Raw genomic sequence first — 13,768 nt, forward strand, 5'->3', positions numbered from 1 at the left:
TTGCGAGGTAGTTTCAACTTCTGTGTTTGAAGTTTCTGGAGAATACCCTGCACCTTCAAACATCAGTTGCACAATTTGTTCGTAAGCAAATACCCACGCATTCTTGAGTTCTGAATTCCAATCTTGCTGAAGATACTGTTCTAAAGTCTTCAAAAATGCTTCCCCAACTAGAGAATAATGTTGCGGAAGAGTTCCATAATTAATATGACGGGCACCAAGAGCGCGCAACACCTGTGCTAAAACCTCTGGTTGGCGCAGACTTTCGACTACTAACACTAAGGAATTAAGCAACTTTTTTTCTTGCTGTTGTATATCAGTATTCGCAAATAGTGGTTTTGCCTCTGGGTATGCTGCAAATAGATTTTCATAGAAACTGGCAGCAAATTCTGCTCCACGGGGTTTGATTTTTTCAAAGCTGGTTTCAATGAGTTTTATTGGGGAAGTGGGGGTTGGTTGTGGGGGTGGAGTTGGTATAGCTTGAACTTCGGTTTCGGTGTTCTTGATGTGGGGGTTTTCCTTGGTCTGGGTTTCAGTTTCTGTAGTCTCAGTAGTGGGCGATCGCTCCTTCTCCGGTGGATAGTTTGCACCTTGCAACATCAATTTTGCCATCCCACGATAAGCATATATCCAAGCTGCTTTTACTTCTGGGGTCCAATATTCCCCAAGATACTGCTTTAATGTTTTTAGTAGTGCTTTACCTACAAGGGGATAATGTTGTTGTAGCACCCCATAATTAATGTGGCGAGTTCCCAATGCTTGCACGACTTCTTTTAGTATCTCTGGATGACGCAAATTTTCGACTATCAGTATTAAAGCATCAAGCAATTTTTTTTGTTGCTTTTGTATGTCAGTATTAGCAAATAGTGGTTTAACTTCTGGATATTCTGCAAATAAGTTTTCGTAGAAACTGGCGGCAAATTCATTAGCATCAAGTTTAATTTTCTCAAAACTTTTTTCTATAATTTCAATTTTTGATTGCATTTTTTATGTAAAATTTATATATTAACTATTAGACATCTCCAAAAATAAAAAATAAAATCAATTATCGTACAGAAATTATCAGTTCTTTCCCCTCCTGGGGGGGGAGGGGTAGGTTCCCTATTCCCTATTCCCTCTTTTCTGGAGATGTCTATTGATTATTATAGATAATTGTTTTCAGTATCAAATCACACATTAACTTGTGATGGTTCTGCCAGAAATTAAGAATAGCTTGAAAGAGAAAAATAGAAATCTCCAGAAACTACACATAATAGATCATTTTTTATGTCTTTTTTTATAAATTTTCTTCCTTATTCCCAGATAAGCTGTTGTCTACTTTTGCAAAAAGTCTATTCTTTTTCAGAGATGTCTAATGTAGATAAAAAAAAGATAAAAAAGATTTAATTGTTACTTTTGTAACAGCTATATTATTTTACAGTTAAAAACTGTAAAGTGTTGTAACAATTACGATTTTGATCGTAATAAATTTTACTCTAGTTTGACAGTTGGTCTAACCTATAAATTACTATGGTTTGACAATACGTCTAACTTATTAATTTGAGGTAATGCAACGAGGTAAAAATGATGAATAATTTGCAAAAATATAGTATCCGATGCACACTCACTTTCGGCGACATTTATGGCCAAATTATTGTTTGGTTAATAGTGGTATTCTTGAGCATAGCTGGAGGAGTTGCCCTTTGGACTAGCAGTAGCCAAGTTTATGCTCTAGGAGCTATTGCTTTAATCGTGGTTTTGTCTCTACCCTTCCTACTTTTTGCTTTTGTAACTACCCTATTAAATCATATTGAAGTACTTTCAGCAGAACCTAACGAAGAAGAAGAGTCTCAAACGTCAATGTCTGGTCAGCAAGCAGCAACTTCTCTAGGCTAAATGTTTTGACTTTGGTAAGCATTTCCTACGGAATGCTGCGCAAACAGCGGTCAGCGGTCAGCTATCAGCTAGTTTCCTATGGTCAGAACTGCGTTATCAGCTTTATTACTTTTAGTGGACAATTTAAGCTTGTTGTTCTTGTGCTTCAATTCTTTGTTCAAAAATGTAGTAGAAGTTAAGCAAATACTTGGTTCATTCATTAAAAAGCTAAGAGCTGACTGCTAATAGCTGTGAGCTTCCGCATTCGGTCAGGAAATGCTTACTGACTTTGAATTGAGCAACACCGAAAACTAAAGTTCTCATTTAATTCGAGGCACTTAAAAAATAAAAAACCTGCCTGCTTAATGAAACAGGTGGGTTTTTTATCTCAGAAAAAGTACTAATAACTGGGCGTTGCTGATTCTAGGTATGATGCAAGCCCCCCTAACCCCCCAATGCGTGGGGGGAATAAAACTCTAAAAGTCCCCCAATGCGCGGGGGATGCGCGGGGGCTTGACTAGAACCAAACAGCGCATTCATACTTTAATTCCGCAACGCCAATAACTGATAAATGAAATGACCTGTCCGAAAATGATATAAATACCTTTTTTTGACATACTCCCGACGTTGTGCTTGAGCGACAACGCGGGATTCTTCAACCCGCACGCGGAGTTGCAGTTTATACAGAGGTGATGCCCTCCCCCTGTGTTCTTATATTATAACATAGTCGCTTTCCCATACGACGTTCCCGACGAGGAGAACGCGGGACTTCTCGCTATTTTTTGTTAAATTAGACATCTCTAATGATAAATAAAAAATAAAATCAATTATGGAACTAGATATATAAATTATTTCCCCCTACTCTGTACGGACGTTGCATGCAACGTCCCTACTACTCCCTACTCCCTTTTTTCTGGAGATATCTATTTGGTATAAAATAATAAAAGCATAAAACTATTAGATATTTACTTAATGTTAGAACACGACGTAATCATAGTAGGTGGCGGTCTAGCAGGTAGCCGCGCTGCGGTAGAAATAGCTCGCAAAAATCCCAGCTTAAATGTGGCAGTTGTTGCCAAAACTCACCCCATTCGTTCCCACTCGGTAGCAGCTCAAGGTGGAATAGCAGCTTCCCTCCAAAATGTAGATCCTGAAGATAGTTGGAAAGCACATGCTTTTGATACTGTAAAAGGTTCGGACTATCTCGCTGACCAGGATGCAGTAGAAATTTTGGCAAAAGAAGCGCCAGATGTAATTATTGACCTCGAACATTTAGGGGTATTATTTTCTCGGTTGCCAGATGGTCGCATTGCTCAACGTGCTTTCGGCGGTCATTCCCACAACCGCACTTGTTACGCTGCGGATAAAACTGGTCACGCTATTTTGCATGAATTGGTAAATAACCTCCGACGTTATGGGGTGCATATTTATCAGGAATGGTATGTAATGCGCTTGATACTCGAAGATGGTCAGGCAAAAGGTGTGGTTATGTACCATATTCTGGATGGTGAAATTGTTGTCCTGCGAGCAAAGGCAGTAATGTTTGCCACTGGTGGTTATGGTCGAGTATTTAATACCACTTCCAATGATTATGCTTCTACTGGGGACGGTTTAGCAATGGCAGCAATAGCTGGTCTTCCTCTGCAAGATATGGAGTTTGTACAGTTTCATCCTACAGGTTTATATCCAGCAGGAGTTTTGATTTCTGAAGCTGTGCGCGGTGAAGGTGCTTATCTGATTAATAGTGATGGCGATCGCTTTATGAAAAATTATGCTCCTAGTCGCATGGAGTTGGCACCCCGCGATATTACTTCCCGTGCTATTACTTTGGAAATTAGTGCTGGTCGCGGAATTAATATGGATGGTACTGCGGGTGGTCCGTTTGTTTATCTCGATCTGAGTCACATGGGGCGGGAAAAAATTATGAGTCGAGTACCGTTTGCTTGGGAAGAGGCACATCGTCTTGTAGGTATTGATGCGGTGAACGAACCGATGCCAGTACGTCCCACTGCTCATTATTCTATGGGTGGCATTCCTACTAATACTGATGGTAGAGTTTTTGCTAGTGCTGATAGTTTGGTGGATGGGTTGTTTGCTGCAGGTGAATGTGCTTGTGTTTCGGTACATGGGGCGAACCGTTTGGGAAGTAATTCTTTGTTGGAATGTGTGGTATATGGGCGACGGACTGGGGCAGCGATCGCTGATTTTGTAGAAGGTCGAAAGTTACCTGATGTTGAGGAAGAACCTTATATTCAGGAGGCGCGGTCACAAATTCAGGGTTTGTTAGATCGTTCTGGAGAATATAGGATTGATTTTTTACGGCAGCAATTTCAGGATACGATGAGCGAACATTGTGGTGTGTTCCGTTCTCAAGATGTGATGGAGCAGGGGATGAGAAAATTGGAGCAGTTACAGGAGCAGTATCAGGAGGTTTATTTGGATGATAAGGGTAAGTGCTGGAATACGGAGATTATTGAGGCGTTGGAGTTGCAGAGTATTATTGTGGTGGGTGAGACAATTTTAAGTTCGGCGTTGAGTCGTCAGGAAAGTCGCGGTGCTCACAGTCGGGAAGATTTTCCGCAACGAAATGACGAGCAGTTTTTACAGCATACTTTGGCATATTATTCGTTGGCAGGAATTGATATTAATTATAGACCTGTGGCAGTTACAATGTTTGAACCACAGGAACGGAAGTATTAAGTAGGATTTTAGGAGTCAGAAATCAGGAGTCAGGAGTCAGAATGAATGGCTTTAATACCATTTTTTAGAAAGTCTTTTAACCAGACTTACTCTTTGTAAAATTGTTTTTTCAAAATGGTATTACCAATGGATAATTGATAATTGATAATTAGAGATAGTTTTCATTATCCATTGTTTATTGTTCATTGTTCATTATCCATTAATGAATTCTGGCGTTCCTGAATTGAAGTATGAATGCGCGATTGTTTGGTTCTGCTCAAGCCCCCTAAATCCCCCAAAATTGGGGGACTTTTAGAGTTTTATTCCCCCCACGCATTGGGGGGTTAGGGGGGCTTGCATCATACCCATAATCAGCAACGCCTGAATTCTTCTTGCTTCTTCCTTCTTGCTTCTTCCTTATTATTAACAAAAATATTATGACAATTTCAATTGCAGCAGAACCTATTCCTTTGACGATAAATACGAATGGTGTAGCTCTAGTTGCTGGAACACGAGTTACCCTAGATAAAGTTGTTTATGTTTTTCAACAAGGAGCAACAGCAGAAGAAATTTGTTTGGCATATCCATCATTAAATTTAGCAGATGTTTATGCAGTTTTTGTCTATTATTTAAGGCATCAAGAAGAAGTAGAAAAGTATTTGCAGGAACGACAAAAAATAGCACAAGAAGTACGTCGAAAAAATGAGGCTAAATTTCACTCTCAAGGAGTACGCGATCGCTTAATTAATTAAGATTTTTCCCAGCTCTAAAATATCTATAAAAATATGTCACAATACTTATATTATGGCTAGTGACTAAAAAATTAAACCCCTGTTTTGGATTGGGGATTCATATTAAATCCGCTTAATTCAGTATAAAAAAAATTTTCATCTTCATCCAAGAGCAAATGTTTCTAAATTCTCTTCCCTCCTGACTCCTGAGGACTGACTCCTGACTCCTAGATTAACTATCTAATTACACCGATGCTACCGGATTTGATATCATTAAAAAATTTAAGAGAGTTTCCCGAATCTGTAAAAGATGAGATTGGATTTGCTTTGTATTAAGCACAAGTAGGTAGTAAATACATAAGTGTTAAACCTCTCAAAGGTTTAGGTGGAGGGATAATTGAAATAGTAGAATACTTTGATGGAGATACTTATAGAGCTGTTTATACAGTAAAATTAAAAGGTGTTATTTATGTTATTCATGCTTTTCAGAATAAATCAAAAAAAGGGATAAAAACACCTCAAAAAGATATTGAATTAATTAAGCAACGACTAAAAATAGCCCAACAACATTTTGATGAATCGTTGATAAATAATCAAGAGGATAATAATAATGAGTGATGAAATTTTAGTAACTGCAAGTAGTGGCAATGTGTTTGCCGATCTAGGTATTAATAATGCTCAAAAAAGTCTAGCTAAGGCAAAAATTGCTAATCGTATATGTGAACTAATTAATAAACGTCAATTCACTCTTGCTACAGCATCAGAATTATTAGGTATTAGTGAATAAAAAATTTCGAGACTTATCAATGGTCTGTTACCAGAATTTGATTCTGAGCAATTATTTCAGTTTCTCAATTATCTAAATCGAGATATTGAGATCTTAAAATAAGAAACAATTCAGAAATAGAAATTTGATACTAACGTTGGGTGTGACTCTTCCCACCCCCGACAAATTTTCCCAGAAATCAGAAAATACTAATTCAGAAATAGAAATTTGATACTAACGCCGGAGTAGACTCTTCCCACCTCCGATAAATTTTTCCCAGAAATCAGAAAATACTAGGCAAAAACTTCTATTGCGTATTGGGCAATAGAGACAAATCAGAAATAGAAATTTGATACTAACGCCGGAGGTGACTCTTCCCACCTCCGATAAATTTTTCCCAGAAATCAGAAAATACTAGGCAAAAACTTCTATTGCGTATTGGGCAATAGAGACAAATCAGAAATAGAAATTTGATACTAACGCCGGAGGTGACTCTTCCCACCTCCGATAAATTTTTCCCAGAAATCAGAAAATACTAGGCAAAAACTTCTATTGCGTATTGGGCAATAGAGACAAATCAGAAATAGAAATTTGATACTAACGCCGGAGTAGACTCTTCCCACCCCCGATAAATTTTTCCCAGAAATCAGAAAATACTAGGCAAAAACTTCTATTGCGTATTGGGCAATAAAGACAAATCAGAAATAGAAATTTGATACTAACGCCGGAGTAGACTTTTCCCACCCCCGATAAATTTTTCCCAGAAATCAGAAAATACTAGGCAAAAACTTCTATTGCGTATTGGGCAATAAAGACAAATCAGAAATAGAAATTTGATACTAACGCCGGAGTAGACTTTTCCCACCCCCGATAAATTTTTCCCAGAAATCAGAAAATACTAGGCAAAAACTTCTATTGCGTATTGGGCAATAGAGACAAATCAGAAATAGAAATTTGATACTAACGCCAGAGGTGACTCTTCCCACCCCCGATAAATTTTTCCCAGAAATCAGAAAATACTAGGCAAAAACTTCTATTGCGTATTGGGCAATAGAGACAAATCAGAAATAGAAATTTGATACTAACGCCGGAGTAGACTCTTCCCACCCCCGATAAATTTTTCCCAGAAATCAGAAAATACTTAGCAAAAACTTATTCGTATTATTTGAAAATCAGTAGTAAAATCAAATAGTCATTTTTTCTATTACCCAAAAACTCTCCTCTAATTACCTTTCAATATTTTCCATTCCATCAAAAAGTAAAATTTCCGTTCAGACCCCAAAAGTAAATATCATTTATCTATCTATATAAATTAAGATGCTAAAAGCAATTTTGTTTGACCTCGATGGCACCCTAGCAAATACAGACCCTTTGCATTACGAAACCTGGAAAGAAATTTTAAATAATCACGGAGTAATAATTGACCATAATTCTTATAAACAATATATTAGTGGTAGAACTAATCCAGCAATTATTCAAGATTTACTACCACAACTATCAACTACAGAAGCAGAAGAACTAGCAAATTATAAGGAGGAAAGATTTAGAGAAATTGCCTTAAATTTAAAACCAATGACAGGATTATTAGAATTTATTGAATGGGTAGAAAACCAAAAACTTCAGAAAGCAGTTGTGACAAATGCACCTCCAGAAAATGCTGAATTTATGTTAGATGTTTTGCAGCTAACAGATACTTTTCCATTAGTAATATTAGGTGGAGTAATGACTGTAGCAAAACCAGATCCTGCACCTTATAAATTATGTTTAGAAAAATTGGAAATTTCCCCAGAAGAAGCAATTGTTTTTGAAGATTCTCGTTCGGGAATTAAGTCGGCGGTAGGAGCAGGAATTTATACAGTAGGAGTTGCTTCTACCCATGAACCTGAATCTTTATTAGAGGTGGGAGCGAGTATTGTTATTAATGATTTTAGTGATGAAAAATTACATAAACTTTTAGATATTTGGAATATTTCTGGTATGTAGAAATAAGTTTTTAACCTTGTAAATTGGTTTTAGCTTAATAGGGTTTCATATCAAATCCGGTAGCATTAGTATAATTCATAATTAGGGAAAAATAGTCAATATTGTAGAGGCAAACGGCTGTTTTCCCCTACTGACGGTAGAATTATATTACTCCAAAGCCAGCGGATTTTATCTCACATAAGTCAAAAGGAAGTTTAAAAAAACTAAAGTTATGATGGTAAATATAAATCCTTAGTTACATAAAAGCTAAAAATGTTTATTTCCAAGAAGTATTAGTTTATGAAAAGGAGATAAAACAATGACTGGCGAACGTCATTTCAGTTATCAGTTATCAGTTATCAGTACCGACCACTAAAGCTGGAGGCTTGAAATACTGAACTGAATATTCTCTTGGTCGATTGGATATGGCGAGGGGACCTCGCCATCCCTCGACCGCTTTTTCATCCCCTTAAAAGGGGAGACTTTGGACTTCATTTTTTGGTAATATAAAAATTGGAAAAAGAGTATTATTTTTGCTGATTATTGTATCGCCATGCCAAACGTTTCTGGAGTAATCTATGAATAAATCGATAACCTCCTCCAACTCGCTGAAGTAACATTTTTTCCGTGGCATAGTTGAGGAAGCGGGCGTAATTCCAGGGGGCTTTTTTTGTGAGGAAAAAGATAATGCGGAGGATTAAGTGTTGAATAACAGACATCCCAAGTATTATGAACGCAAAAAATGGCAAAAATTTTGACAGAAACAATAATATACCGCTAATTAATTCAAAGTTATTTGATTTTGAAAATAGAACCATAATTACTGAAATAGGAAGTATTATTATTGTCAGAAATATAGCATTTAGTAAACTTCGCCAAATTCCTTCATTGGGATATGTTTTATGGTTGAATTCTTGAGTTTCTAGACCTCCAAAGATTATCAGTATTACAGGACTCATGATAACCAGTATAATTGTTGGGAAAACCAAGAAGAAAATTGGCATTAAATTGAAAAATACAAAGAATATAAACAATCCTAAATTCATCTCATCAGGACCATCCTCAAAAAAAGCTAATAAAAATAACAATGAAAATAAAGAGGATAATATTTGATATCCCAAAAATATTTTATTCTGAAACGCCTTTTTTATCCCCATAAATAATTCTTTTCTATGTATTGTAAATATCTGTTTGATCCTGATTGGTATTAACAAAATTGTTCTGCAAGCTTCTTGGTACTGTTTCCAAGAAAATTTCATTACTTCTGTTGTAGCAGGATTTTCGTAAAAACCATTGTTTTTGTCATCAGTATTAATAGATAATGCTGCAATTACGTTTATAAACGTAACGTGTGTATTTTTAAAGATAAACCAGCTAAAACAGCCATAAACTAGAGCTAAAATCACCTTATAAATTCTTTTATCCCTCTTACTATCCAACCAAATAGGTTCCAACCTCTCAATCAAAAACTCAGTCAATGAATGCTTCTCCAACCCAGACGCCAACCATCCCAACCACTCCAACGTCCTCCCATCACTAGGCATCCCCTTCTCCCCATAAAACCGACTATCAACCCTACGCTCCAACATCCGACACACATAAGCATCCAACAAAAAATCCAACCGCTCATCCCTTCTCAACTCACCCCACCTCCTCAAAGAAACCTCCGCTACAACCACCATACTCAAAAACAACGGCACCCTCACAAACTCCAACAACTCCACATCACCCCTCACCCACTCCCATAACTCACCCTTACCAAACCCCAACAAATAACCCTCCACCTGAGAATCACTCAAAGGCAACAAACAAACCGCCCCATTCAAACACAACCCACCCCCAACAGACTCATACTCCTCCAACCGACTACAAACCACCAAAAACCCAGGACGACACTCCCCCAACAAAAACCTATTTATCGCCTCCACACACAAACCCTGTCGAGACGACTCCAACTCATCCAAACCATCCAACATCGGTAACAACTGCTTACCCTCCACCAACCTTTTACCAATATCCCGACTCACCCCATACTTCCAGCGCAACTCCTCCACCAACCATTCCTCAATAGACTGCTTCTCATCCCTCCAAGAAGACAAATTCAAAAACACAGGTATCCCCAATTCCCCATCCATCTGAGCACGAATCACCAACTCCTGACCCAACTCCAACAACGTCGTTGTCTTCCCAGACCCAGGAGCACCCAATATTAACAACCGACCTCCAACCACAGAGTCATCAAACACATCAATAATATCCGCATCACCAGATAATTTCAGAGTCGGGCGATCGCCTATTTTCACACTCACATCCCAAATACGTTTTACCTGTTGAGGTTGAAACTGTTTCGGAACATTAATTAACACTTCCATTTGATTATGCAAAGACTGACTCAAACGTGCCACTACTTCATATTTAACCGCCTCCAATAAATTCTTCCGGTTACGCAACTGTTGACGAGTCAGTAAATTCTCCAAATTACAGTCAGCACCACCAACTCTACCCCCACTTCTACCCCGTAGTTGACTCCAAGTAGGAGGTGTAACTTTGCCATGATGAACTATTATTGGTAATTGAGTAATTCCTGGTAATTTTTGTTCAATTTCTGGATGTAATTCTTGTAATTTTTGTCTAGCTTGTTCCATGGAAGTATAGACAGAATTATTATTAGTAAAAGAGGTGAGAAAGTATTTAAGAAATAGAGGAGCAACCTGGTCTGGTGTAATTTCTCGCCAGATAATAATAGTAATGCCAATATCTGCTAATTGTTGAGCCAAACCCAAACCATCACAGGAATTAAAAATAGCCAATTGTAAACCTTGTTGTTTAGCAGTAATCAGAGTATTTCTAATTTCTTGGAAGTCTAAATATTCTTGAGAATTTAGATGAATAATACCAGAGTGTTGTTGATGAGTTTGACTGTGACCGGAAAAGATGATTATATCCCAAGGTTCATCCCATAGTTGTGCAAAATCTTGTCGTTTAAGTTCTTGATTTGATTGAGGTAAAAATTTAGGTATAGCTCCTCTTCTTCTAAGTTTTTGAATTAAGTCTTTGTCTTGGGAAATGTTGATACCTGTATTGTCTCCGAGGATGCCTAATATTTTGACTTGCCTGGGTATTTCAGAGATAATATTTGGGGTATTTTTTCCTTCGGAAAAGCTGAGTATAGTTTCGATTATCGAATTTTCTGGTAGGGTTATTTTTCCCCAAGGTAGTTTATGTAATATTTCTGCTGTGTGGGTGTCTGAAATATTTTGAGTGTTGATAATGAGGATGATTTTTTCAGTATTGGGTAAGAGATTTTTAATAGGGGAAAACCAAATGTTAATTTCTTGGCAGAGTCTTTGATAATAATGGAAACATTCGGAGCTAGAAATATTGGTAATTTGGTTTTTTTTAAATCCTGCTCTGGGGGTGGGGGTGAGAGAAATATATTGTTTTTGCCAGTTTTTATATAGGTTGGAAATTTTGGGTGCTGCTATTAAGGTTATAGGAATTTTTGGGGTGTTATTTGATTGGATAGTTAGATGAAAGCCTTCTTGAAAGTTGCCAGAGTTGAAGTAGATTGTGATTTGATTTTCCATGATTTTTTTAAGAAATGAACTGCTTTGATATTGAAAGAAATTAGTAGGTTGGGTTGCGCTACCGCTTAACCCAACAAAACTTCTTGATTATTGTTAGGTTTATCCTCCGGATAAGCTCCGCTAACCTGCCTCAACCTCAGCTACAAAGTCTGCTCCAAAACAAATGGATTTAATATTATTTGGTTTGAAAAAGGCAGAAGGCAGAAGGCAGGAGGCAGGAGGCAGAAGGGAAAATTGCTTACAAATTGCTTCCTCCTTCCTGAAGCTAAACTAGAAAATTTTCAACTATTTCTGCATCATCTAAAATGACTTTTACAGAAAAACATTTACCAGAAATTTCACTAAATTCTAACTGAATTAATTGGTCTGCTTCCCTAGTATCAATGTTGGGTTTATCCTCCGGATAAGCTCCGCTAACCTGCTTCAACCTCAGCTACAAAGTCTGCTCTAAAACAAGTGGATTTAATATTATTTGGTATCAATAGTAGAAGTAGATTATGATTTAGTTTTCCATGTTTTTTTTGGGAAATGAACTGCTTTGATATTGAAAGAAACTAGTAGGTTGGATTAAGGGGTAGCGCCACCCAAAAAAACTTCTTGATTATTGTTGGGTTTATCCTCTGGATAAGCTCCGCTAACCTGCCTCAACCTCAGCTACAAAGTCTGCTCTAAAACAAGTGGATTTGATATTATTTGGTATCAATAGTAGAGGTAGATTGTGATTTGATTTTCCATGTTTTTTTTGGGAAATGAACTGCTTTGATATTGAAAGAAACTAGTAGGTTGGATTAAGGGGTAGCGCCACCCAAAAAAACTTCTTGATTATTGTTGGGTTTATCCTCTGGATAAGCTCCGCTAACCTGCCTCAACCTCAGCTACAAAGTCTGCTCTAAAACAAGTGGATTTGATATTATTTGGTATCAATGTTGGGTTTCCTGCGTCAACCCAACCTACAAATTGCTTCCTCCTTCCTGAAGCTAAACTAGAAAATTTTCAACTATTTCCCCATCATCTAAAATGACTTTTACAGAAAAACATTTACCAGGAATTTCACTAAACTCTAACTGAATTAATTGGTCTGCCACCCTAGATTCTACTTCCTCAATATCTGATTCTAATTCAATTTTTAATCTTAAACCAGGAGGCAAATATTCTTGTTCATCAATAGGATAAACTTGCACTAATACCCCTACTTCCGCATCTAATTCCGGCTGAATAGTAACAACTAAAGCGACTTTTTGCCGATTTAAAAGTAAACCAAAATCTATAATTTTTGCTCTTTTAACCGTATCAACAGAACTACTTTTAGCAAAACCTAACTTTGGGGTTAAAACTGCTTCAGGAGATAACCAAATTGCCTCAAAAATTCCAGCAAACCAATTACCTAAATTAACCAAAGGATTCTGGGGTAAAACTTCCTGTTTATTTTTCTCCAGAAACTTAAATAAATTATCCAGAGGTTGTAATTCTGCCAGAGATATTTTTTCCGGTAAATCATTCTTAACTGCTGGATAAAATCCTAAAATTTCCACCTTATCTAAACTTTGCTGAAATTGCACCGCCACATAACCAATAAAATTTTCAGCTATATCTAAACTGGCATAAAAATCTGTTTCTCCAGGCAAAATAGGCATACAAAATAACTGCCGATTTTCTACTATCAAATCAGTAGCATTGAATAACCCACTCAGAAGCGGATTAAAACTATTAGTCTGTTCTAAATTAGTCTCAAATTCTAACCACTTCAGTAAATGAGAAACAGCAGAAACAGCCAAAATATTTAAGTAAACTTGTTTAGCTATTTCTGGATGAGATTGTTGGGCAGCTAACGCCGATGCTTTTTGATGTATTTTAATATCCAAAGGTACAATAACCGGACGTAATTGAGTGTAATTATTCATGTTCAAGAATTTAGAATTTAGAATGTATAATTTAGAATTAATAATTACCTCTTCTTTAAAATAAGAGGATTGGATCAAAGGATTTTTTTCTCCATGATTTTTCAGTAAATTTATCCTAAAAAATGTTTACTAGACCTGTTGTCAAGAAAGGCAGAGAGCATAAGGCAGAAGGGAATATTGGTTCAAAGGGAACTTGTTTATACCATTTCTCCATAAAGTTGCATTTAATATCAAGACGAGAATAGTCAGTGCAATAAGGTCTGAGCAACAATTATTAAGCGCAGTTTTAGA

At 37.0% G+C, this 13,768-nt stretch carries 10 protein-coding genes; 6 read left to right on the plus strand and 4 right to left on the minus strand.

The annotated features are described in order from the left end of the window. A partial coding sequence (locus F6K23_RS15440) for a globin family protein (RefSeq protein WP_293156905.1) occupies nucleotides 1–981 on the minus strand: 981 nt, incomplete at its 3' end. A 582-nt stretch (nucleotides 982–1,563) separates the two neighbouring features. Here F6K23_RS15440 and F6K23_RS15445 point away from each other — a divergent pair. The 6 genes from F6K23_RS15445 to F6K23_RS15470 all read left to right on the plus strand — a co-directional run bounded on the left by F6K23_RS15445 (nucleotide 1,564) and on the right by F6K23_RS15470 (nucleotide 8,010). Beyond that, nucleotides 1,564–1,872, plus strand: a complete 309-nt coding sequence (locus F6K23_RS15445; protein ID WP_293157140.1) for a hypothetical protein — start codon at nucleotides 1,564–1,566, stop codon at nucleotides 1,870–1,872. A 951-nt stretch (nucleotides 1,873–2,823) separates the two neighbouring features. Beyond that, nucleotides 2,824–4,551: a succinate dehydrogenase/fumarate reductase flavoprotein subunit gene (locus F6K23_RS15450; protein WP_293156908.1), complete on the plus strand. Its 1,728-nt coding sequence runs from the start codon at nucleotides 2,824–2,826 to the stop codon at nucleotides 4,549–4,551. Nucleotides 4,552–4,967: 416 nt separating this feature from the next. Beyond that, nucleotides 4,968–5,282, plus strand: a complete 315-nt coding sequence (locus F6K23_RS15455; protein ID WP_293156911.1) for a DUF433 domain-containing protein — start codon at nucleotides 4,968–4,970, stop codon at nucleotides 5,280–5,282. Between the two features lie 336 nt (nucleotides 5,283–5,618). Next, nucleotides 5,619–5,879 carry a type II toxin-antitoxin system RelE/ParE family toxin gene (locus F6K23_RS15460; protein WP_293157143.1) on the plus strand — a complete coding sequence of 87 codons (261 nt, stop codon included), beginning with the start codon at nucleotides 5,619–5,621 and terminating at the stop codon, nucleotides 5,877–5,879. After that, nucleotides 5,872–6,048 (plus strand): XRE family transcriptional regulator, encoded by a 177-nt coding sequence (locus F6K23_RS15465; RefSeq protein WP_293156914.1) that lies wholly within the window; start codon nucleotides 5,872–5,874, stop codon nucleotides 6,046–6,048. The genes F6K23_RS15460 and F6K23_RS15465 overlap by 8 nt, the downstream gene beginning before the upstream one ends. 1,296 nt (nucleotides 6,049–7,344) lie before the next feature. Beyond that, nucleotides 7,345–8,010, plus strand: coding sequence for an HAD family phosphatase (locus tag F6K23_RS15470; RefSeq protein WP_293156917.1), 666 nt, complete (start codon nucleotides 7,345–7,347; stop codon nucleotides 8,008–8,010). 506 nt (nucleotides 8,011–8,516) lie between these two features. On the opposite strand, the gene F6K23_RS15475 is transcribed toward F6K23_RS15470, so the two are convergent. The 3 genes from F6K23_RS15475 to F6K23_RS15485 all read right to left on the minus strand — a co-directional run bounded on the left by F6K23_RS15475 (nucleotide 8,517) and on the right by F6K23_RS15485 (nucleotide 13,477). Next, nucleotides 8,517–11,576 carry an NACHT domain-containing protein gene (locus F6K23_RS15475; RefSeq protein WP_293156920.1) on the minus strand — a complete coding sequence of 1,020 codons (3,060 nt, stop codon included), beginning with the start codon at nucleotides 11,574–11,576 and terminating at the stop codon, nucleotides 8,517–8,519. A 265-nt stretch (nucleotides 11,577–11,841) separates the two neighbouring features. Next, nucleotides 11,842–12,003, minus strand: a complete 162-nt coding sequence (locus F6K23_RS15480; protein WP_293156923.1) for a hypothetical protein — start codon at nucleotides 12,001–12,003, stop codon at nucleotides 11,842–11,844. 550 nt (nucleotides 12,004–12,553) lie between these two features. Beyond that, entirely contained in the window at nucleotides 12,554–13,477 is a 924-nt protein-coding gene (locus F6K23_RS15485; protein ID WP_293156926.1) for a DUF1822 family protein, read from the minus strand. Nucleotides 13,478–13,768: the final 291 nt, after the last annotated feature.

Source organism: Okeania sp. SIO2C9, from assembly GCF_010672455.1.
In the GTDB taxonomy this organism is placed as follows: Bacteria; Cyanobacteriota; Cyanobacteriia; order Cyanobacteriales; family Microcoleaceae; genus Okeania.